The organism is Shewanella sp. 125m-1, assembly GCF_052977065.1.
Window position 1 is genome coordinate 26,060 of the sequence record NZ_JBRILT010000021.1, and the last position, 23,252, is coordinate 49,311.

Here is a 23,252-nt window from a genome sequence, read left to right on the forward strand (position 1 = left end):
TATCAAAAATAATGAGTAACGCAAATAGTTTTACCAAAGAAGATCTTATTGCCTGTGGACTTGGCAAACTATTCGGGCCTAATTCTCCGAGACTGCCAAAAGACAATATGCTGATGATCGACCGAGTGTTAAAAATTAACTCTGACGGTGGTGAATTCAGTAAAGGTGAGATTATTGCAGAGCTCGATATTAACCCAGACCTTTGGTTTTTTGACTGCCACTTTGCAGGCGACCCTGTTATGCCAGGCTGTTTAGGTTTAGATGCGATGTGGCAGCTAGTAGGCTTTTTCTTAGGCTGGGAAGGTGCGGAAGGCAAAGGAAGAGCCTTAGGCGTTGGCGAAGTGAAATTTACAGGCCAAGTTCTACCTGACGCTAAAAAAGTCACCTATAAGCTTACCATTAAGCGTAAGGTCTATCGTAAGTTGGTTATGGGTATTGCAGATGCCACGATGGAAGTTGATGGTAGAGAAATTTATAGCGCTAAAGATCTTAAAGTCGGTATATTTACTGATACAACAAGCTTCTAATTCGCTCAAAAACCAAGTTAGATTGCTAAAAGAAAAATGCCCTCTTTAACAGAGGGCATAATATTGTTTAAATCATTCAATTGTTAAAGTGAAAAGTTTATTAGAATAGGTTACTCAGTCTTACTTATTAAATAAGCCGCTCAGCCGACCGTCAATGCCCTCACGCCACCCGCCAAGCCATTGTGATTTAGAATCAAGCGTCGAATAGGGACATATCTCTTTCGACCGGCCTCCAACTCCTGCTTGAAAGCCTTTTGAAAAAGCTCTATCTAATCGATCTCTTTTCTGTCTTTTCATGCAAGCACCCTCTCTTCGATAACAAAAGAAGCTAACGCTTCACCTACATTGATAAAGCTTTTTTAAGTTGAGATCAATCCTAAAAAACGGCCTTGTATACGGTTATTATTTAAGCTACTGAGATATCTTACAAATTTATTGCAAAAAAAATCGAGGCCGTAGCCTCGATTATTGATTACTTAAACAATATCAATTGAATCGACGTCTAAACCACAATAGAGGCAACATCAAGACCCACGCAAAGCTAGCTGCGCCTTTACGCTCATAGTTGTCATTGCTACCATCATCATCAATAACAGTACACGCTTCTGCGCCTGAGACTGCAGGCTGTAATACCACCATACGTGGTAAGAAAGAGGTCACAGGATCGCCATAGCCGTTTAATTCAAAGAATGGTAAGCCATTATCACCAATCACTATGTTGCCTAAAGCATCAAACTTATACGATGGTTTACGGATAAACGCGGTACCAACAATCGTACCGTCTTCATTGATGCTATTGCCTTCAACAACAAGGATTTCGCTCTTATAGGTTAGTGTCTTGCCTGAACCATCTTGTACTTCAACCAGGTGACGTTGCCAGTTTCCTTCAGCGTTCTTCTCATAACCTTTCGACTCACAGGTCAGTAGATTATTGACGTTGTTAAACTCGCCATCAGGAAACTCTCTATTTGGCAGTTGATACAGGAAACCAGCCTTTGGACGCGGCTTTTCCTTGTCATGAGTGGTGTCAATATAACCAACAACCTGGCCCTTATTGTTTATATCACGGCCACGGCTACTTAAATCAGAGATATTGTTATAAAAGTCGTTTGGTGTCACCAGTGCAGTTTCTGGGGTGTTGGTGTCAAAGTAGAAGAATTTATCTCTACGGTAGCCATCGATATATTTGTTATAGCTACCAACTAAGATCCCGGCATCATTGATGTCATAAGCGATAGAGGAATACACATCTCGAGCCTCATCGACATTGACCCAGTTGTACTTGTACTCACCATTAGCATCTTTAGTCCAGTAGGCTGCGTCATAATATAATCTGTCTTTATCATTTTGACGGTATACATAAGAGCGACCTGCAACAACGCCCTCAATATTTACACCAAGACCCTGTGCGCTATAAACACTGTCATTAGTCACTTCAAGACCTAATGGTAGCATGGTCGCTGTCGGTGTATTGTTACCAGCTTCATATTGCCAAACATAGCCACGGATCTGATATTGAATATCACTATAACCATATTGATTTGGAAATTGTGCTGATTGAATACAAATATTCTGCGGCGCGGTATCGCTATTATTATCAACACAAGAATTGATGATATTTGCGCTATTATCACTAATGTCTGTACTGGCGTAACCGGCGACTAAACCGCTATCGTTAACGGCTGCAGCACTTGAGAAACCACCAACGATAATCGTTTGTTCTTCGGCCTCACCCGCTTTATAGACATACTCGGAATAAGCTGGAATTAACGCAATTTCGGCATCGGCTCCTTGTTTTACAAAGCCACGCTGCTCATAATCACGGTAATACCAAAACTCTTGTTCTTCATTACTTCCATCATAAGGCAGTGTTTGCTGCTTTGACGTCATAGCGCCCACTTGAAGGCCACTATCATTGATATCGTAGAAGAAAGTATCAATCGAGTTGACTGTCGCATCATCTTCAGGAAGAGCTGGCGGCGTGGTGCCGTTAACACTTTCAAATGTTGGGATCCAAGCGTTACCATTTGAAGTGAAAGTAAAATTATTTGCGATAATTGGAAGGTTAACTGAATAGGTAATGGTTTCAGAATCGGCAACACCGTCTTCGATATCAATAACACCATCATCATCTTCAGAAACCGTTAGTTTCTTTTTACCTTTAGCGGCACCGACGGCTTCATTCTTAATATTAACGGCCATCCCATAACCGTTACGCGTGTTATCAATAGTGCCGTTTAGGTTATAAGTGTCTAGATCGATATTAATAATTTCATAAACAGGTGCAGCTTGAACACCTTGAAGTACGCTTAATACACCAACAGCTACTAACGATAGGGTTTTATCCAACTTAAACTTCATTAACTCGCTTCCTATTTCTTATTTTTAGCTTATACCAATCATATTAATCATCTGGCCGCTTTTAATCGTTAAAATGGGCTTTGTTACATCGTAAATTCATAACTAGCAAGCTAGTAATTCGAACCACATTGTATATAAGCCCATTTTGTCATCAACACACCATCAGTCTAATTAATTAGTATTACTTCAATGATTCGAGCTCTTCCCATCGCTCAAAGCAACTTTCAAGCTGACTTTCCTTATCGGACAATGCTTTCAAGTTTTCATTCACTATTTTTTGCTCCTGAGCGTAAAACTCAGGTGAACTGACAATGGCTTGTAAATTTTCAAGTTCTTGCTCTAACTGCTCCATCAAAGCAGGTAGAGACTCTAATTCGCGTTGTAATTGATAAGAAAGTTTCTTTTCTACTTTCTTAGCAACAGGCTGTACTACTGGCTTTACTTCAACAACAGGAGCTTTGACAGCATTTATGCCTTGAGGTTCCTCAGAGTAAAATCTTGCACCTTGAGAAACTGCATCTTCGTAACCACCAACGTACTCACTCCAGCCGCCATTGCCGGTAAACCACCAACTACTGGTTACGGTATTATCGATAAAGGCACGGTCGTGGCTGACCAACAACAAGGTACCTTTATAATCCGCAAGCAGAGACTCTAGCAATTCCAGTGTCTCGATATCAAGATCGTTGGTTGGTTCATCGAGAATAATAAGGTTTGCAGGTCTTAGTAATAGACGTGCTAACAACAAACGATTTTTCTCGCCACCAGACAAGGCTTTAACCGGTGTTCTAGCGCGCATAGGCGAGAACAAAAAGTCTTGTAAGTAACTTAAAATATGACGGTCTTGGCCATTAATCGTTACCGTTTTCTTACCTTCGCCAACGTTGTCTTCAACCGTTTTTTCAGGATCTAATGCTTCACGGTATTGGTCAAAATAAGCGATTTCGAGCTTAGTACCGACTTTAACACTACCCGATTGTGCTTCTAACTGACCAATAAGCAACTTAACTAACGTCGATTTACCACAACCGTTAGGGCCAATTAGCGCTATACGGTCACCACGCATCACTGTTGTACTGAAATTCTTAACCAGATTCTTCTCTGGTAAATTGTATTCAAGATTTTCAATATCAAAAACGAGCTTTCCTGAGCGGTCTGTATCAGCAACGGCCATTTTAGCACCGCCTTGGCGATTAAGACGAGCCATACGTTCTACACGCAGATCTTTAAGTGCTCGAACACGGCCTTCGTTACGAGTACGACGCGCTTTAACGCCTTGACGGATCCACACTTCTTCTTCAGCTAGCTTTTTATCGAAGTGGGCATTTTGCTCAGCTTCAACACGTAGCCATTCCGCTTTACCATCTAAGTAAGCTTGATAATTGCCGGGCCAAGAGGTGACTACGCCGCGATCTAAATCAACAATTCGAGTCGCCATACGTTGAATAAAGCCACGGTCGTGACTGACAAATACTATCGCGCCACGGTAGCTCAGTAGAAACTGCTCTAACCACTCAATTGTATCGATATCTAAATGGTTGGTCGGCTCATCAAGAAGCAATAGATCTGGATCGCTGACTAAAGAACGCGCTAGTGCCACTTTACGTTGCCAACCACCTGATAATTCAGATAGTGCCGCGTCGGGGTCTAATCCTAATAGCTCACAGTTTTGATTAATGCGGTTATCAAGCTGCCAGCCATTAAGATGATCGATATCATCTTGCAAACGTTCCATCTGCTTTAGCATTCGATCCATTTCATCTGGAGACGCAGTGCCGACATCATGAGAAAGTTGATGATATCGTTCTAACTTTTCTCCAACCTCTTGCAAGCCAGCAGCAATATATGAATATACAGAGCCCTGCTCAGCTTTAGGGGGATCTTGCTGTAAACGGCTCACCTTAACGTCAGTGGCAATGTTAAACTCACCTTCATCAAGCAGCACATCACCGCTCAATACTTTCATCAAACTAGACTTGCCTGCGCCATTACGGCCTACGATACAAACACGTTCACCGGGTTCAATGGTAAAATCAGCTTTTTGCAATAATGGGGTGTAACCGTAGGCTAAAGAGCCGTTATTAATACGTACTAGACTCAACTTACGCTCCTAAAAATTTTTTTAATGCTGCGAGATCAAACGGCCAATTTAGTTCATTTTGGGTGTCGACTATTTTGACAACAGGAATACGAATGCCGTACTGCTCTGCTAGATTTTGATCATCACAAATATCAATCATGCTATAAGCAACATCGGTTTGCTCAAGCAGCTCAGCTGCCAGCTCACACAGATGGCAAGCATCTGTGTGAAACAAGACTACTGAAACATTACTTGGCATGAGTAATTAGCCAAGTATTATGGATATGCGGGTTTCTCTTGAAATCCATTGGCAGAGTTTGGCTATCAATATTCTTAACTGACATACCAAAGGCTTCAAGTTGCTCAACTTCCATCTTAAATTTACGCTTGTTGTTTGAGAAAATGATTTCTCCACCCGGATTTAGCAACTTAAACACATTCGCTAACATATCCACGTGATCACGTAGCACGTCAAATGAGTCTTCCATACGCTTTGAGTTTGAGAAGGTCGGTGGATCGATAAAAATCAGATCAAACCTGTCGTGTGTGCGCTTCATCCACTGTAGGCAGTTCGCCTGAACAAACTGATATTTATCGCTATTTAAGCCATTTAATGCGAAGTTTTCTTTTGCCCAATCAATATAAGTGTTAGACATGTCAACAGTTGTGACAGAAGCCGCACCGCCTAAAGCTGCGTGTACCGATGCTGAGCCGGTGTATGAGAACAGGTTACATACACTGCGACCTTTTGATTTTTCACCCACTAACTTACGCGTTAATCGATGATCTAAAAATAAGCCTGTATCTAAATATTCTCTCAGGTTTAGTTTGAATTTAGCACCATATTCTGTCGTGATGAGCTCAAGCTTACTCGCGGCTAATTTCTCATATTGATTAGTACCCTTCTTGCGCTCACGGGTTTTCAAAATGATGTGATTAGGGTCAATACCTATCGCACTAGGTAAAGAGATCAATACGTCGGTTAATCGACGCTTAGTCACGGCTTCTGGAATTTCAGAAGGTGCTGAGTACTCTTGAATAACGACGTAATCAAGGTATTTATCAACCGCAACATTATATTCCGGCAGATCAGCATCATATAAACGGTAGCTATCAATACCCTCTTTCTTAGCCCACTTCTCTAACTGCTTAAAGTTCTTTTTAATACGGTTAGCAAAAGGCACTGCGATGTCACTCACATCACCTTCAATCTTGATATTGGTAGGATCGACTCGACGAGTATTTTCAGCATGAACAGTATAAAGGTTAAACGCACACTCTAAAGCGCCGTTATTCATCTTCATCTGCTTATCTGCTTTCAATTTAAGTGCAGATAAAAGCTCTACATCACTATTTAAAATAGCGATACTCCAGCCACCGAAGTCGGCCTTGAACTTATCACCCAGTTGATAATAAAGCTGAAGCAATGAGGTTACATTACCTAAACGTTCACCATACGGTGGGTTAGATATTAGGAAACCAGATTCAGCTGGAACCTTAATATCTAATGCGTTTGCCACGCTGAAGTCGATTAAATCAAGCACGCCTGCATTTTCAGCATTGCGCTTCGCAAGCGCAACGAGTCTAGAATCGATGTCTGAGCCGTAGAACTTAATTTCGCAACGGGTTTTACCGATGGATGCGCGAGCACTTGCTTCGTTTAATAACTCTTCCCATACCTTTTTGTTGTGAGGTAACCAATGGTCAAAACCAAAACGCTCACGGTGAATACCAGGTGCAATATCACAAGCCATCATCGCCGCTTCGATTAAAATGGTACCACTACCACAGAAAGGATCGAGCAAATCTACTTGTGCCGCCTGCCAACCACTTCGGACCAGCATATTGGCTGCAAGGTTCTCTTTTAGTGGTGCTTCACCTGTAGTAGAACGGTATCCACGCTTGTGTAGTGCAGGACCTGAGAAATTAATACCAATAGTGATCTCGCCACGTCTAAAGTGGGCATCAATTCTAAAGTCGGCATCAACTCTTTCAACGTTTGGACGAGAAAAATCATCATCGCGAAAACGATCTACAATCGCATCTTTAATTTTTAACGCACCAAACTGAGTGTTCTTAATAAAACCACCCAAGCCATGGAAGTCGATACTAAAAGTACTGCGATTTGAAAACTGCATCTGCCAATCGATACCGTAAGCGGCGTTATATAGCTGCTCAGGTGACTCGCATGGACCTTTATAAATGACAAAAATGATTCTGCTCGCCAAGCGTGACCATAGCGTAATACGATATCCCAGCTCTAGCGAAGCAGAAAAATAAACGCCCGCTACACTTTCTTTAATATTAGAAGCGCCAAGCTCAGCGAGTTCAAGTGATAACGCATATTCATAGCCCCGAGGAGCTGCAGCAAAAAAATTTAACATTGATTAAGTCGACACACAGTAAAAATTAGTTCGACATTATACCTGTTAGTACTACTAAATGATAAAAGTTATTGGCTAAAGCGAAATTTAATCCCTTAAGCAACTGATTGAGGCAACATATGCCTTGATTCGTTTCTTTCAAATCACCGGCAAAAAAACTGAAAGTTTGGCTTCTAGAAGTTGAGGTATTGCTCAGGTATCAAAGACTTGCCATATCATGTATCTCGCAGCACCTCATAAAGTTCCAAGTTTTATGCAGATACTTGCAAAATATCCAGCTGCCGTGCAATGCACACTTATAAGCAGCGCTGAGCTTGGCTTAATATAACTGACTGCAAGGCCTAACGTTGCCAGCCGCCACCACTAGAACACAGCTAAAAAGAAGGCCAGCCGTTTTGACACTCTCCAGAAATATCCAGAGATACATGATCGCCGAACCCGCAAGGGTATATTGTTAAAACATACGCCGCCAGCTCATTGGCCGCATAAGCCTTACCTCTATTAACACCAAGATGCGACACTTTGTAACCATTACCGGCATTTGATTGATCTATAGACTGAAATAGATAAAATCACACCAGCACCACAATTAACACACAAAAACAACAACAAACACACTTTCACTACATGCGTGGTGCGAGTTTTAAAAGTGAGTACTTTTATGAAAACAACACTTCCTCTACTACTTTGTCTTGGATTAACCGCTTGTGGCGGAAGCGATAGTAATGAAACAACTCCGCCTCCAGTACAAGTGCCTGAGCTACAAGCCGATGCCTGCTATATCATGTCTACAACGATGGGAGAGATGACATTTGCCATCGATTTAACCAATATGCCTATTACAGGGAATAATTTTAAAGATTACGTCGATAGTGATTACTACCCAGGAACACTATTTCACCGCAGCATAAACAACTTTGTGATCCAAGGTGGTGGCTTTAACACTGGCTTAGTCGCCAAACCGGGAAAAGAAGCAATTGTTAATGAAGCTCATGTTGGCATTAGCAATGTACGCGGCACGATTGCAATGGCGCGCACAAACGCACCGGACTCTGCCACGACTCAGTTCTTCGTTAACGTACTCGATAATCCACAACTTGATGCCTCTGCCTCAAATTATGGATATGCGGTATTTGGGAAAGTCATTGAAGGAATGGATGTGGTCGATCAAATAAGCATTGTAAAAACTGGAGCCAATGACGTACCTTTATCAGAAATCTTGATTAACTCAGTTATTGAAACGAGTTGTTCAAGTAATTAAGCAGTAATAATGAGGCGTTTAATTATGCTGCAAGCGCCTCATTAATATTATCGTCAGTTATGTTGGCTCATAATCATTAAGGGAACGGGCAAACAATTTTTGTTATTGGATGGCCAATAATCTATCTAATGGATTAACAGTCAACTGGATTCGACTTTTCATAAGCAAGGCACCGTGAAAGTCTCCTCGGCATAAAAATTCCCCAAAACTATCCAAGCTAATTTTCAAAGCAAACTAGTTATCAGACAAGCTAGTTATCTTGGCTAATTATTAAAGGCTGTAGAGAAAATCCTGCCAAAAAACAGCTTAAGTTCAAGAGTAAATAATGCTATGAATCGTTCTAAGCTGCGTTAACTTGTCTTTGAGTTGACATAGGTGAAAGCCTGTCATGCATCACTTTTATCGTGTCAAATTGATCAAGCTTTTTAGAGTCGGTTAATCGACATTCTGTCGACATAATCATCACCAATGAGGCTTGCAAACCAGACTCGATAACCATAGCAATGACAGTATGCTGACTCGTGGTTAACTGAAAGAGTTTACCCACTTCACTATAAGCACATTGATGTGAGACATTAAAAAACCAAGATTTAGGCATCTGAGGTTTCAGTAAGAAATGAGCAGCGGTAGCATTCAATGCAATTTGCACTAATAGTGCATCATTTAACGACATTGACTTTGATAAACGGTCGACCAAGTCAATATAGAACTTAGCGTGCTCTACGCTAAACTCCATTGTTTCTTTGGCATCAGGTATTAAGGATTTTAATTTATAAGGCGATAAAAATTCCATATCATCCCCTAACGAAACGCTTAATACTCCGTACGCTTCATTATATCCCCACTGCCAATCCCTTTTTGGCATTAATAACATAACGTTTACCTTTATTTAGATACAATTGAATAATAGATGATTATTTCACCAATATCAAAATAAATTTAATTCGAGATAATAATTAATAGTGGAGTAAAAACGATCACTGAGATCCTTTACGGATCTTAATGATCGTTTTATGATCTAATAAATAATATTAGATCGAAGTCAGATTACTTAATTCGATATGCTTCTACAATATCTTTAATTAGTTTTGGTCCTTGATAAATAAATCCTGAATAAATCTGGACCATTTCAGCACCAGCATCTAATTTATCTAATGCATCTTCAGCCGCATTAATACCACCGACGCCAATAATCGGAAGTTTACCTTTCAAACAGTCAGCCAATTGCTTAATAACCATTGTTGACAATGAATTCAATGGCTTACCACTTAACCCACCAGCTTCATTAGCATTCAACAAACCGCTAACACCGTCACGAGTTAGCGTCGTATTGGTAGCAATAGCAGCGTCAAATTCACTCTTTATAAGTGCTTCAGCGATTTTTTCAATCTCTTCAATTGACAAGTCTGGTGCAATTTTTAAAGCAATGGGTACGTACTTACCATGTTTTTCAGCGAGTTCTTTTTGTTTTGCCTTTAGAGAGCCAAGCAGATCATCTAATAGATCGCCATATTGAAGCGATCGCAAACCAGGCGTATTTGGCGAAGAGATATTTACTGCAATATAAGCTGAATAAGCATACACCTTATCCATACAGATTAAGTAATCCTCTTTACCCAGCTCTACAGGTGTATCTTTGTTCTTGCCAATATTGACGCCGACCATCGCATTAGACTTAACTGCTTTGAGGTTTTCAACTAGGTTATCTACCCCTTTGTTATTAAAACCCATGCGATTAATAATCGCTTTAGCAGGCTTTAGTCTAAAGCAGCGTGGCTTATCATTACCTGGCTGTGGACGCGGTGTTACTGTGCCGACTTCAATATGGCCAAAACCCATAGCATGAAATGCATCAATACATTCACCGTCTTTATCCATGCCAGCGGCAAGACCTACTGGATTTGGAAATGTCAGTCCCATCATAGTGACAGGCGCTGGCTTGATATTTTGCGCATAAAAGCAATTTAAAGGCGTATTACCAGTAGATTTTAAACTGCCAATAGCGAAATTATGCGCCAGTTCTGGATCCATCTGAAACATGAACTTTTGTGCGATTTTATAAAACATGTTTTCTCCTAGACCGAAAAAAGCCCCGGCATTTGCCAGGGCTTCTGATTTAAATCAGATTACTTTTGACCTTCACAGTGAAGGATCAAAAGATTAAGTTCACGTAGGGCTACAGAGAACTTTGCAAACTCATGGCTTTGCGAAGTCTTGAAGTCAGCAAGCATATGGAACCAACGCTCCAATAGGCTTTGATTTGACTCAATCCATTCTGAAATGATCTTATTCGCATCACATGTTTCAGTACAAGTTCTTAAAACGACTGAACTTAATGAACGCTGCTGCCAATCAAGCTCTTCTCTAAAGGCCGCTCTTGCTAATGCTTGCCAATGGTTAGTCACAGGCTGCGCACTAATTTGCTCAAGGAACCAGTGTAAATCAACACTAGCACCAAGCTTAAAGTACGTTTCAGCAACTAATGGTACGGGCTTGTTTTCTAGAGCACAGATTTGTGCAATATCCAATGCAGAGAACAAGGTGCTGACATTAGCCACTACCATAGCGACATCTTCAGGTACACCTTCTTTGATCAATGCGTTCGATTCAGCTCGAATACCCTCAACCTCTTCATTAACCATATATTGGTGAACACTTGCTTTTAATTCATCAAATACAGGTTTAAAGAACTCAATTGTTTGTTCAATATTCAAGCTACGATTACGATGACGCAAGAACCAACGACTCGCACGACGGATATTACGGCGCAACTGATGCAGCATTTCACACTGTACAACGGCTGGAATAACACCATTTAAATCAGTAATAGATTTAGTTAAATCAGCTAAACCAAATACTTCGCGAGCCATAGTATAACAAATGGCAGCTTCTGCTACTGAGGCACCTGTCTCATCTTGCATACGTTGAACGAAATTAAGTCCCATATCATTAACCAATTCATTGGCTAAAGACGTGGCGATAATTTCACCGCGTAACGGATGCGCAGCCATGTTGTCGATATACTTCTCTTGCAGTTGCTTAGGGAAGTACTCAACTAAAAGCTGACTTAAGAAGCTATCTTCAGTAATTTCTGATGTTAGCAACTGCTCTTTTAGGACCATCTTAGCGTAAGCAACAAGTACAGATAACTCTGGACGAGTAAGAGACTTACCATTTACTAGGCGATCGGCAAGCTCATCTTCATTTGGCAAGAACTCAAGAGCCCTATCCAACTTACCTTCTTTCTCAAGATAGTGAATGAAGCGAACTTGCTCTTTTAGTTGCTCCGCACCTCTTACTTGTGTGACCGAAATCGTACGAGTTTGATCTTTACAGTCTTGCAGTACGATGCGGCTAACTTCATCAGTCATCTCTTCTAGCAAGCGATTTCGCTGTTTAAGCGTCATCTCACCGTCAGCGACTAAAGCGTTAAGCAAAATCTTAATGTTAACTTCATTATCAGAGCAATCGACACCACCTACGTTATCAACAAAATCAGTGTTCATACGGCCACCATTAGCGCAGTATTCAATACGGCCTAATTGGGTACACCCTAAGTTTCCACCTTCACCAATAATTTTAGCTTGAACTTCATTGCCGTTAACACGAATTGCGTCGTTAGCTCGATCGCCAACTTCAACATGCGATTCACTTGTCGCCTTAACGTATGTGCCAATACCGCCATTCCAAATAAGATCAACTTGCATCTTAAGTAGCTCTTTGAGTAACTCAAGTGGCGCCATTGACGCTTTTTGACTACCCAGCATTTTCTTCATTTCTGCAGACAACGGAATTGACTTAGCAGAACGCAAGAATATGCCGCCACCTTTAGAGATAAGCGCTTGGTTGTAATCTTCCCAACTTGAACGAGGTAGCGCAAATAAACGCTCACGTTCAACATAGCTAGTCGCAGCATCAGGATTCGGATCGATAAAGATATGCATGTGGTTAAAGGCAGCAACTAAACGAGTGTGCTTAGATAACAACATGCCATTACCAAATACATCACCCGCCATATCGCCTACTGCTAAACAGGTGAAATCAGTCGTCTGACAATTAACCCCCATCTCGCGGAAATGGCGTTTAACCGATTCCCACGCACCACGTGCGGTAATACCCATTTTCTTATGGTCGTAGCCGTTACTGCCACCGGAGGCAAATGCATCACCTAACCAGAAGTTATATTCGATAGCGATTTCATTGGCGATATCAGAGAAGGTTGCCGTGCCCTTATCGGCCGCAACAACTAAATACGGATCGTCTTCATCGTGTCTAACCACATTTTCGGGGGCAACCACTTCACCATTGATGATGTTATCGCTGATATCAAGTAAGCCACGAATAAATAGACGATAGCACTCTTGTCCTTCTGCGAAGAAAGCTTCACGACCGCCATCCGTTGGCAATTGTTTACAAACAAAACCACCTTTTGCACCAACAGGAACAATAACCGTATTTTTTACCTGCTGCGCTTTAACCAGACCCAGTACTTCGGTACGGAAATCTTCACGTCTATCAGACCAACGTAGACCACCACGAGCCACTTTACCGCCACGAAGGTGCACACCTTCAACGCGTGGTGAATAGACAAAGATTTCATACTTAGGCAGAGGCTTAGGCATCTCAGGGATCAATGCTGGCTCAAACTTGAATGAAATGTATGCTTTAGGTAAACCCGTTTCAGCTAACTGATAGAAGTTAGTACGACTGGTCGCATTAATTAAATCGAGATAACGGCGAATGATACGGTCATCATCTAGGCTAGATACATCGTCAAGACGAATGTCTATCTGCTCTATAAACTTGTTTAGTGTCCGTGTTTTCAGCTTAGGATTAAACTTTCGTATGTACATTTTAACTAGCAGATCAGCAATTTGCGGATAGCTTGAGAATGTTTCTTCAATGTAAGCTTGGCTAAATGTAGAGTCGATTTGACGCATATATTTAGCATATGCACGCAGCACAGAAACTTCACGGCCAGTTAAACCGGTAGACAGTACTAAGCGGTTAAAGCCATCGTCTTCAAGCTCTTTCTTCCATACTTGAGACAAGGCAGTTTGGAAGCGTTCTTGACTGTCTGCTAAATCATCTGAGGCAACATTTTGGGTTGTCATCAAGAAATCTAAGATCCAGTAAGTCGCTCCATCAGCTGTTTTAACTTCGTACGGTCTCTCATTGATAACCCGTAAGCCGAAGTTTTCTAACATAGGCAACACATCAGAAAGATGGATAGGCTCATCTTTATGGAAAAGTTTTAAGCGAACTTTGCTGTTATTGAGAGCAGTCTCTTGCGGCTGATAAAACAGCATTCCCAACTTATGGTCATCATCAAGTTCTTCTAAGTGCTGAATATCAACAACTGATGAACTTGGTAACACATCTTCTTTATAACTACGTGGGAACGCGTCTACATAACGCTTAATTAGGCTATTACCTAACTCTTCACCTTGAGCGCTGTATACAGCGCTTGCAAGTTTATCTTCCCAAGAGCGAGCTGCTTCAGTCAAATTATTCTCTATCGCTGCCACATCGACGTCCATATTATTGTTGTCAACTTTGATGATGTAATGGGTTCTTGCCAAAGTAGACTCTGAGAAATAAGTTGTAAATTCAACGTCCTCTGAACTATTAAAGTGTTGAGCAAGGATGCGTTGAGTATCTTCACGTAATTTAGTGTTATATCTATCTTTTGAGACATAAACGAGACAAGAGAAGAACCGGCCGAAGCCATCCTTACGGACAAACAATTTAAGTTTGTCGCGATCTTGCATCTCTAAAACACCATGAGCAATTGAGGCTAACTGTTCAACACTTGCTTGAATAAGCTCATCACGTGGCAAGGTCTCAAGGATATGCATCAGTGCTTTATAGTCATGCGAACGTGGGGTAAGACCGGAGTTGTCGAGTACACGTTGAACTTTTTGAGCTAAAAGCGGAATTTCACGAGGACTGCGGTTATAAAGGTTAGATGCGTAAAGACCTATAAATCTGTCTTCACCAATCACATTACCTTGCTCATCAAAACGCTTTACACCGATATAATCAACATAAGCAGGACGGTGAACTCGGCTTTTCTCGCTACTCTTGGTTAATACTAATAAACTCTTATCAAGTGCTTCTTTACGGGCACTTTCAGAGAAATTAGACAGCAGTAAGCCTGTTTCTGTTTTAGCTTTGGCTGATTTAGTCATTAAACCTAAACTGGTCGACTTATCAGCGACTAACTCTAAATCACCCTCAACTTTATGCAGATCATAGCGACGATAACCAAGTAAGGTGAGGTGGTGATCATTTAGGTAAGATAAAAAGTTCTTCGCTTCGTTAAGCTCTTCTTTAGTGCCAGGGTACGGACGCTCGTCGAGCTCAGCAATTGTATCGCAAAGCTTAGTAGACATAGCTTGCCAGTCATTGACCGCGGCGCCTACGTCACCAATTACCGATTCAATCTCTTTAGTGAGTGCTTTAATGTCAGCGTCGCTACTTTGTCTATCGATTTCAATTAGAAATACAGCGACTTTATCAACATTACTTTGATCATCTGAGCTATAGCTTACATGCGTCACTGAGCCGTCTTTTCGCTCAATTGCCATCGGTGTATGCAACATCATATGTGCCGTAATACCGAGACGATTAATTGCCATGCCAACAGAATCAACAAGAAATGGCATGTCGGGTTGAATGATCTCAATAATTGAATGGCTTGACTGCCAACCATGCTTAGACTGGCTAGGGTTAAATACTCTAATATGACCTTCCCCGACGGCGGTCTTATTTAGTGCATTCCATTGACTCAAAACAGCACCATATAGGTCACTGTCATTACGCGCGTTGAGGTCATCTTTTGACATGTGCGCATAGAGGCAAGTAGCGAACTGTTCTACTTGTTTTGCTTGTGAATTGGGTACTTTAGCGTGAATTAGGTTGACTACATTTTCGAGCAGTACTGAAGGCATTGCATCTTTCAAGGCCATGTTGCTATTTCCTTAGGGGGCTATGGCAGCGCTTTTTAATTTTTATGGATGCTTATCAAACGGACCTGAGCTATTTCTGTGACCTAGGTCATAGCGCGAAGTTTATTACTAAATCCCCTATATTTCGAGAACTATTTTAGTGGTACATCCTCATCAATATTAACCTTGTACCGATTTTATTCACACTGATGACATAACAATCGTATATAACGTTTTTTTATGCATAAAAAAAGAGGAGCTAATGCTCCTCTTTAGTCGATTCTACTTGGGCTGCCGCCAAAACATCGCGGCGATGGCCGGTAGGATAATTATTGCCCCCAACATATTTACCAAAAACATAAATGTTAGCAATATTCCCATGTCCATTTGGAACTTAAGCGCCGAGAAGAACCAAGTACTCACACCTATTGCCAAAGTCAGGCCTGTGAAAATAACCGCACTCCCGCGTTCAACTAATGCTTCATAATATGCTTGCTGAACTGGCATGCCGTCTCTTAAACGAACCGCCATCGTCGATAAAATATAGATCCCGTAATCGACCCCGATACCAACACCGAGTGCAATAACAGGCAAAGTACTTACCGCAAGGCCAATATCGAGCTGAGTCATCAATGCCTGAGCTAATGTAGACACTACATATAGCGGTAAAATCACTGCTATCGTGGCACGTAATGAACGGAAGCTAATTAGGCAAAGAATAAAGACCGCGCCATAGACATATAACATCATAGGCAATTGCGCTTCAGCTACCGCTTCATTAGTTGCAGCCATCACACCAACAGGACCAGATGCTAACTTAAATTGGATCTTTTCGTTATCCATCTGCTTTTTAAGCTGATTAACTTTATCAATAACAACTTCTATGGTTTCAGCTTTATGATCTTTAAGAAACAGATACACAGGCATTACCGAGCAGTCGCTATTAAGTAAACCTGAAGTTGTAGGAACCCGTCCAACGGCTTGTACCAAACTCGCAGTTGTACGCGGCAATACACTCCATTTAGGGTTACCTTCGTTAAAACCAGCATTAACACGCTTAGCGACAGATGCCAGGCTCGCTGTCGCCTCAACGCCTGGGGTATTACTCACTTGCCATTCAAAGTCATCAATTTGCGTCAATACCGAGTGATAAGTACACGCCTCAGGGAATGCTTCCACAATAATGGTCATGACATCGGTAGTAATTGAAAACTTATCAGTAATAAAAAACGTATCTTGATTATATCGAGAGTCTAAATGCAAAGCTGGCGCGCCACCTTGCAGATCACCAATCTTCATCTTGTTGGCCTGCTGTAGGCCCACTCCGTAAAGGATCCCTGTAATGATAAGCACCCAAACCGCATATTTTGGCGTGGCAAAATTTGATAGTGTTATCCAGATTTTACTCGGCTGTGCATTTTGCGCATCTTTGTTTGGCGTTACCGTAGTAAATGAAATAAGCAGCGGCAATAACATTAAGTTGGTTAAAATAATGACAGCGACACCAAGCGATGCAGAAATAGCCAACTCTCTGATAATTCCAATATCAATGGCCAGTAGTGTCATAAAACCAATGGTGTCTGATAGCAATGCGACACCACCTGGGATCAACAAGCTTCTAAAGGCTAATGCCGCCGCAGCTTTCGTCGTTTGCCCGTCTGTTACCCGCCTCCTCACCGCATTGATCATCTGCACACTGTGGCTGACACCAATCGCAAATACCAAGAATGGTATGAGTATCGACATTGGATCTAAACCAAAACCAACAACGGTTAATAAGCCTAATTGCCAAATAACCGCGATTAAACTACAAACAAGCGGTAAAATAGTCAGTGCAACCGATTTTGAAAAGAAGTACACCATGACTGCCGTCACTAGGATGGCTATTAAGAAAAACAGCAGCACACCTTTTGCGCCATCAGCCACGTCACCAGCCATCTTTGCAAAACCGATAATATGAATTTTTATGTCATCAGTTTCATACTGCTCACGTAACTCTTTTTCAAGTTGCGCGGCAAATGCTAAGGTATCAAGCGCCTCACCCGTCTGTGGGTCAAAATCCATTAATTGGGCGCTAACCATAGCCGCTGAATAATCTTCAGCAATTAAACGACCAACAATGCCTGCCTTTTCAATATTTCCACGAACAATTTTTAAGCCCTGCTCTGTGGTTGAGAAATCTGCAGGAATAACAGGCCCCCCAGCAAAACCATCTTCAACCACTTCAGTAAACCGAGTCGAGGGAGAAAACAGCGATTTAACCTGAGCTCTATCTACGCCGGGAATAAAAAACAGTTGGTCATGTACGTTCTTTAACGCATCAAAAAAGTTAGCGTTAAAGATATCACCGCTAGTATCTTCGACTGCCACCATAATGCTATTAGCACCACCAAATTGCTTTTGGTGCTTAAGGTAGGTCTGCATATAACTATGATTAAGCGGGATATTCTTTACAAATGCCGCATCCATTTTTAGGTTACTTGCTTGTAAGCCTAAAAAGAGGGTTACTATAGCAAATAGAAATATGACAAAAGCTCTATGACGAAATAGATAAGATTCAAATCCATTAACTAATTTATCTAACATAGTAAGGTCCTATTTTTTTTGTTCTAATTTGATGAGACCTTTATTACCTGCGACCCATAAGTTTCCTTCTGAGTCTTCAGCAATAGCGACTAGATTTTCACCCTGTCGTTGCTCCACTAGCTGGCTTTCACCAGAGGCTGAAATATCGATAATGACTCCTGCATTACCAATAACCCGTAATGTGCCCTCGCCCAACTTAATACCTGCATTAATGGTGGAATCAACTGGAAGCGCTACTTTTCTCCAATCAATAAGAGTTAAGTCAGAGGTAAAAACATTGCCTCTAAGGCCCATTACATATGCAGTGTCATCGACAATAGCGGCGTTAAACAATGAACCTTCGTAGATAAAATCCTGTTTAATCCAGCTGCGACCTTGATCAACTGAGGTGGCAACTAAGCCAAGCTCGCCAACCATAATCAGCATATCGTCCGTTACCGGGATAATACGGTTAAAGTGCGGCAATAATGTACTACGTTCAGATAAGTACAATGCTTCATCTTCGGCTTTAAGCTCTTCTAAATAGGCGACATCCTCCTCGAATAGTAATTCTTGATGATATTCGCTGTTCCAGCTGTTTCCACCATCTTCAGTACGGTAAAACAAACCGTACGCACCGACTGCGACACCTTGTTGCTCATTAAAGAATAAAATATCTAACAATGGCTTTTCTATCTCTGCTGACTGCATTTGCAACTGCCAAGATTGGCCTGCATCTTCGGTATGCAAAATTGTGGCGTCATGCCCTACGGCCCAACCTTTTTTGGGCGTGATGAAAAACGCTTTGGTTAATAAAGCTTGTGTGGGAGTCTCAACCTGTTTCCAGGCATCTTGATAAACAAAGGCATGGCCTCGCTCACCAACTGCAACTAAGGTATGTTGATTTTTTGTAATATCTAAAACGAGTGAGTCTGCGGCAAGAGGCTGTATTTGTTGTTCGAATGTTGCCTCTTGTGCTAGTAACGAAAAAGACTGAAAAAGGCTTAATACACTCAATATTGAGATTAATCGAAGCATGCTAAACGACATACAAACTTCCTTTAAATAGAGAGGGGCTTGCGCCCCTCTTTTATGGTGGATTAACGAATACCTGCACGGCGCAATGCAGCTGGAGTAAAGTTTGCTTCACTCAATTTTGCATCGAAGTCGTACATACGGCCTTCATTATCTAGACCCATAGCAATATAACGACGTGACTGAAGATCATGGAACACTTCCAATGTACTCCACTGAGTCGGCACTTCGTAATAGTTCAAGCCATGGGCTATTGCCACGCGATATAGCTCATCACGGTTATCGTAAAGATCGGCAACGGATACCTGCCATGAGTCTTCATCGATATAGAAAGTACGTGCCTTATAGATATGACGCATTCCTTCCTTAAGCGTTGCTTTTACGACCCACACACGGTGCTTTTCGTATCGCACGTGGTCAGGATTAATATGTCCAGGCGTAATGATTTGGTCATATTTAAGCTTATCCGAGTGCAACTTGTAGTCATTGTATGGAATAAACAGCTCTTGCTTACCTACTAACTCCCAGTTGTAGCGCACGGGCGAGCCGTTAAACATGTCAAAATCATCTGTTGTTCTCAGGCCGTCTGACACGGTACCAGGCGTATCAAAAGCAACATTTGGCGCCTTACGCACTCGACGTTGGCCGGTATTGTAGGTCCAGGCTTGGCGAGGCAATTTTTCCTGATCCATGGTTTCTTTAACTAACAATGCGGTACCCGCTAAACGTGCAGGCTGAGTAACAACTTGTTTAAAGAAAAACAGCGTATTATCTTTGGACAGCTTATCCAGTGTCATTTCTGGACGAGAGTATTGGAAACGAATTTCTTCTGCCGTTTCAACTAAGGTATAGCTACCCCCAGCAGTCGGTGCAGCCTGACTACGAGATGTTTTAATATCTACACCGCGAAAGCGAAGTACATGGTTCCAGATAACTTCTAAACCATTTTCAGGCATTGGGAACGGAATACCAATTGAGGCTCCCGTAATACCGTTGCCACCATCAATTAACTCTGCACGGGTTGCATTTTCTTTAGTCGCATCATAGACGAACTGCGGTACAGAAGCTGAGCGGCGAGTCTGATAGACATTCATCTTGAATGTCTCAGGATACAACTCAAACAACTTAATTTGACCATCAGAGAGAAACTCTTTGTACTGATCTTTATTTGCATTAGTAATAGTAAATTCTATTTTATCGCTTGGGAATGGATCTGGGTGATGCATTCCTTGGCTATATCCTGCAACAGGTTTAGTGATGCCACCGTCCCATGCAGGAATAGAACCATCTGCATTTGCCGCTTTTTCTCCGCCAAGTGGCGTCAACTCAGTGCCTAATTTAGCTGCATCTGCTTCAGAGACTTTAGCCAAAGCACTTGGAGCACTTAAAGCAAACATCACTGCTACAGGCAATATCGCAAGTTTATTCATTGTTATTGTCCTTGTGATTTAGATTGAATACTTAAGGTTGAACGAAACGTAATCTCGGTCAGCTAATGAATTTGTCGTGCCGACGCCACCAAAGAAGGTGTTATAAGAGATATCTGCGCCCCAACGACTTTGATAATCAAAGTTCACGCCTAATGCCACTGATTTTTTGCCTTCGGTAAACAGGAACATCGGATCTGGCGTAATACCATCAACGTCATGAGAGAAAATGATCCGAGGCGCAATATTTACCCCACCCAACACGTTGTTATAGTCCGCTTTAGCAACGAGGCGATAACCCCAAGCAAAGTCAGTAGGGAAAGGGTTCGTTTCAGGTCCGTTATGAAGTGCCTCAATGATCCCCGGCATATCTGGGTTACCACCTGAGCGCGCAGTACCAGGACCATTTAATCTAAGTTCATCATGGCTTGGCATATCATGGATCCACACGCCACCAACTTCAGCTAACATAGTAAGATTATCGGTGCCCAATGTCGGGCCAAATAGATGGGTAAATGTCGTCTGTGCTTGAGTGGTATCTAGGCGGATAAAGCCTTCTGCATATTCGCCTGGGCCGTAATTTTCAACTTGAGAAATACCGTCCAAATCTGGGCGCAAACCTGCATTCGCTAACTGCTGTGGCATTGCCGCAAATAGTAACTCTACATCATCAATTTGTAATGGTTCATCTAGGCGGTGAGCAATTTCTCCCGCAACAGAAGTGTCACCAAGCAGTGTATTAAAGCTCACACCCATTAATTGGATATCTTCAGGGTAAACAATCTGCGCCTTAGAGAATGTTTCTAACGCTAACAAGTCTTCGCGCGTCATGGCTTCGCCAGACTGTGCTTTGCCGCCTAGACGTTGTAAGTCGCGGCCAATAGCCTCTTCAGAGAAGTTAGCAGTAGTACCACTAATGAGTGGACGACGACTGTGGTAATTCATGTAATACAAACCGAATTCAGTCTCGCCCAATTCTGGTGCGTAGTAACCGAGCTTTATACCCCATTGACCATCATCACTTGCCGATGCAGGATCTTCAACTAACGTTGCTTTTGTTGGATAAGCCAGTGCAAGTTTAGCCAAATCTGCGGGATCAACAGCACCTGAGCCGACCATACCAACGAGGGTATTGTATTCAGACAACAAGAAGTCGAGATCCATATCTGGGTTTGCGTTAAAACCTAGCTGTGCATTTTGGTAATAGCCGCCATAGCCGGCGAAATCATTAGTTGATAAGAATGAGCCTGGTGTTGGTACCCAAACAGGCTCCCAATCATATTGGTAGAAACCTTCAACAGATAAATTGTCGGTCACCCCAAGAGAAACCCAAACCATACCTTGTGGTCTAAATGCTTCTTTAAGTTCTGCACCTGGTGCATTAAGAATATTTAAATCAACTGGATTGATGACACCAATTCCGTGTGCAATCAGTGTGCTTTCTCCCCAAGAGACAACCTGATTACCCACACGAATTGAAAGAGGATTTGCACCATCATTAAAGTCAAAGTCAGCATAAACAAACGCATCTAGTAGACGTATATCTTTACATTGTACTTCTGAAGCTTTTTTATCTTCACAAGGATCGTACTCTTTGCCTGTTAATGGATTGCTATAGCCATAATCTCCATCATTTGCCTTACGATCGTAAAAATACATACCACGAGCAAATACACCGAAATTCTTATACTTTAAAGAAAGCTCATGTAGTCCTTTAACAATCTCTGCAGTCGTATCACCTTGCGTATATAGCAGATCGGCTAAATCGCCATTACTAGAATAAGAACCTGGTTGCGCCCAAATCTCAGCGGCACTGTATTTAGTGTTACCGAATGCTGAATATCCAGACCAATCAAATTGTGGGTGATTCACCTTACCTATTTGATTATCCCAATCTCGACCTTCAACACGCCAACTAGCACCAGCAGTCCATGTCGAATCGAATGTTCCTTCTACTTCTCCCCAATTAAATGAGACCGCATTGGCCTGATTTGTTATGCCAAAACCGAGCGCCGCGACTATCCCCAAAGCAAGCGTCGACTTATTTAAGCCGTTTTTAACCTTTTTCATTTTAGCTTCTCTCCGTAACCTGCTGGATTCTTTTGTTATAGGAATTGTTAACCAACATGCTGTTAGCTTACAGGTAACACTATTGTTACAGCATTTTTACGAGGCGAGCAAGGTTGAAACATGGAAAATCTTTAAAAGATTTCGTCACTTAAGGGAGGTAAGCAAGCAAGAATTTGTTGCTGTATTTAAATCAGTAATTGATGAAGTGGTATGCGTCTACTTTTAAGCTTATATACAATGTAATTACAATAACTTATAAGTTAGATAGCCAATAAAGAATTCATGTTTAAAGCAATCGACCGTTTGAAGTAATTACTCTAACATTTAATAAGGCTAATTAGGTTTCCTTGGCTATCTACAGTCATAGTAAAATATGCCTTTATACCCTCACGAGTCAAAAAGGGCCGAAAATGTCTAGCGTTAATCCATAATGTTTGGCCATTAAGGTCGATGACTTCAACTTTATTTATCTCGCCTCGATAATAAGGTAAGAATGTTTGATAACTGATATTGAGTGGGAAATTAAATACTTTATTGGGTGCCACGGTGACATTCTCATTAACATAGGGGCTTAGACCTGCAGTAATCGTCT

15 protein-coding genes are annotated in these 23,252 nt (G+C 41.7%); 2 read left to right on the plus strand and 13 right to left on the minus strand.

Annotation, left to right across the window (positions count from 1 at the left end; genetic code table 11):
* Positions 1–11: 11 nt before the first annotated feature.
* A complete protein-coding gene (fabA, locus tag ACVBIK_RS11145) occupies positions 12–527 on the plus strand; it encodes a bifunctional 3-hydroxydecanoyl-ACP dehydratase/trans-2-decenoyl-ACP isomerase (protein WP_447161317.1) in 516 nt (171 codons plus the stop codon).
* 120 nt (positions 528–647) lie between these two features.
* Here fabA and rmf read toward each other — a convergent pair whose 3' ends face one another.
* The 5 genes from rmf to rlmKL form a co-directional block, all read right to left on the minus strand.
* Positions 648–824 carry a ribosome modulation factor gene (gene rmf / locus ACVBIK_RS11150; RefSeq protein ID WP_202289406.1) on the minus strand — a complete coding sequence of 59 codons (177 nt, stop codon included), beginning with the start codon at positions 822–824 and terminating at the stop codon, positions 648–650.
* Between the two features lie 189 nt (positions 825–1,013).
* Positions 1,014–2,888, minus strand: coding sequence for a DUF3466 family protein (locus tag ACVBIK_RS11155; protein WP_447169689.1), 1,875 nt, complete (start codon positions 2,886–2,888; stop codon positions 1,014–1,016).
* 181 nt (positions 2,889–3,069) lie between these two features.
* On the minus strand, positions 3,070–4,989 hold the full coding sequence (locus ACVBIK_RS11160) for an ABC transporter ATP-binding protein (RefSeq protein ID WP_447162831.1): 1,920 nt from the start codon (positions 4,987–4,989) through the stop codon (positions 3,070–3,072).
* A 1-nt stretch (position 4,990) separates the two neighbouring features.
* Positions 4,991–5,227, minus strand: coding sequence for a glutaredoxin family protein (locus ACVBIK_RS11165; RefSeq protein ID WP_447161320.1), 237 nt, complete (start codon positions 5,225–5,227; stop codon positions 4,991–4,993).
* On the minus strand, positions 5,217–7,352 hold the full coding sequence (rlmKL, locus tag ACVBIK_RS11170) for a bifunctional 23S rRNA (guanine(2069)-N(7))-methyltransferase RlmK/23S rRNA (guanine(2445)-N(2))-methyltransferase RlmL (RefSeq protein WP_447162832.1): 2,136 nt from the start codon (positions 7,350–7,352) through the stop codon (positions 5,217–5,219). Before rlmKL ends, ACVBIK_RS11165 begins: the two co-directional genes overlap by 11 nt.
* Positions 7,353–8,013: 661 nt before the next feature.
* Here rlmKL and ACVBIK_RS11175 point away from each other — a divergent pair.
* The gene (locus ACVBIK_RS11175; RefSeq protein WP_447162833.1) at positions 8,014–8,613 is read left to right on the plus strand and encodes a peptidylprolyl isomerase; all 600 of its coding nucleotides are present in this window, start codon (positions 8,014–8,016) and stop codon (positions 8,611–8,613) included.
* A gap of 340 nt (positions 8,614–8,953) precedes the next feature.
* Here the strand turns inward: ACVBIK_RS11175 and ACVBIK_RS11180 are convergent, their stop codons facing one another.
* The 8 genes from ACVBIK_RS11180 to ACVBIK_RS11215 all read right to left on the minus strand — a co-directional run bounded on the left by ACVBIK_RS11180 (position 8,954) and on the right by ACVBIK_RS11215 (position 23,205).
* Complete coding sequence (locus tag ACVBIK_RS11180) at positions 8,954–9,487, minus strand: cell division protein ZapC (protein ID WP_447161323.1); 534 nt, start codon at positions 9,485–9,487, stop codon at positions 8,954–8,956.
* A gap of 173 nt (positions 9,488–9,660) precedes the next feature.
* Complete coding sequence (pyrD, locus tag ACVBIK_RS11185; protein WP_447161324.1) at positions 9,661–10,680, minus strand: quinone-dependent dihydroorotate dehydrogenase; 1,020 nt, start codon at positions 10,678–10,680, stop codon at positions 9,661–9,663.
* Positions 10,681–10,739: 59 nt separating this feature from the next.
* A complete protein-coding gene (locus ACVBIK_RS11190; RefSeq protein ID WP_447162834.1) occupies positions 10,740–15,584 on the minus strand; it encodes an NAD-glutamate dehydrogenase in 4,845 nt (1,614 codons plus the stop codon).
* Between the two features lie 261 nt (positions 15,585–15,845).
* Positions 15,846–18,149, minus strand: coding sequence for an efflux RND transporter permease subunit (locus tag ACVBIK_RS11195; protein ID WP_447169690.1), 2,304 nt, complete (start codon positions 18,147–18,149; stop codon positions 15,846–15,848).
* Between the two features lie 9 nt (positions 18,150–18,158).
* Positions 18,159–19,178, minus strand: coding sequence for a YCF48-related protein (locus ACVBIK_RS11200; RefSeq protein ID WP_447161327.1), 1,020 nt, complete (start codon positions 19,176–19,178; stop codon positions 18,159–18,161).
* Positions 19,179–19,228: 50 nt separating this feature from the next.
* Positions 19,229–20,593, minus strand: coding sequence for a DUF1329 domain-containing protein (locus tag ACVBIK_RS11205; RefSeq protein ID WP_447161328.1), 1,365 nt, complete (start codon positions 20,591–20,593; stop codon positions 19,229–19,231).
* 18 nt (positions 20,594–20,611) lie between these two features.
* On the minus strand, positions 20,612–22,660 hold the full coding sequence (locus ACVBIK_RS11210) for a DUF1302 domain-containing protein (protein ID WP_447162837.1): 2,049 nt from the start codon (positions 22,658–22,660) through the stop codon (positions 20,612–20,614).
* Positions 22,661–22,977: 317 nt separating this feature from the next.
* A complete protein-coding gene (locus ACVBIK_RS11215; protein ID WP_447169691.1) occupies positions 22,978–23,205 on the minus strand; it encodes a DUF2835 domain-containing protein in 228 nt (75 codons plus the stop codon).
* Between the last annotated feature and the right edge of the window lie 47 nt (positions 23,206–23,252).

Excerpts from the sequence above, each read along its gene's own strand:
- fabA (WP_447161317.1), top strand. The coding sequence starts at position 12 with ATGAGTAACGCAAATAGTTTTACCAAAGAAGATCTTATTGCCTGTGGA.
- rmf (WP_202289406.1), bottom strand. The coding sequence starts at position 824 with ATGAAAAGACAGAAAAGAGATCGATTAGATAGAGCTTTTTCAAAAGGC.
- ACVBIK_RS11155 (WP_447169689.1), bottom strand. The coding sequence starts at position 2,888 with ATGAAGTTTAAGTTGGATAAAACCCTATCGTTAGTAGCTGTTGGTGTA.
- ACVBIK_RS11165 (WP_447161320.1), bottom strand. The coding sequence starts at position 5,227 with ATGCCAAGTAATGTTTCAGTAGTCTTGTTTCACACAGATGCTTGCCAT.
- rlmKL (WP_447162832.1), bottom strand. The coding sequence starts at position 7,352 with ATGTTAAATTTTTTTGCTGCAGCTCCTCGGGGCTATGAATATGCGTTA.
- ACVBIK_RS11175 (WP_447162833.1), top strand. The coding sequence starts at position 8,014 with ATGAAAACAACACTTCCTCTACTACTTTGTCTTGGATTAACCGCTTGT.
- ACVBIK_RS11180 (WP_447161323.1), bottom strand. The coding sequence starts at position 9,487 with ATGTTATTAATGCCAAAAAGGGATTGGCAGTGGGGATATAATGAAGCG.
- pyrD (WP_447161324.1), bottom strand. The coding sequence starts at position 10,680 with ATGTTTTATAAAATCGCACAAAAGTTCATGTTTCAGATGGATCCAGAA.
- ACVBIK_RS11190 (WP_447162834.1), bottom strand. The coding sequence starts at position 15,584 with ATGGCCTTGAAAGATGCAATGCCTTCAGTACTGCTCGAAAATGTAGTC.
- ACVBIK_RS11195 (WP_447169690.1), bottom strand. The coding sequence starts at position 18,149 with ATGTTAGATAAATTAGTTAATGGATTTGAATCTTATCTATTTCGTCAT.
- ACVBIK_RS11200 (WP_447161327.1), bottom strand. The coding sequence starts at position 19,178 with ATGTCGTTTAGCATGCTTCGATTAATCTCAATATTGAGTGTATTAAGC.
- ACVBIK_RS11205 (WP_447161328.1), bottom strand. The coding sequence starts at position 20,593 with ATGAATAAACTTGCGATATTGCCTGTAGCAGTGATGTTTGCTTTAAGT.
- ACVBIK_RS11210 (WP_447162837.1), bottom strand. The coding sequence starts at position 22,660 with ATGAAAAAGGTTAAAAACGGCTTAAATAAGTCGACGCTTGCTTTGGGG.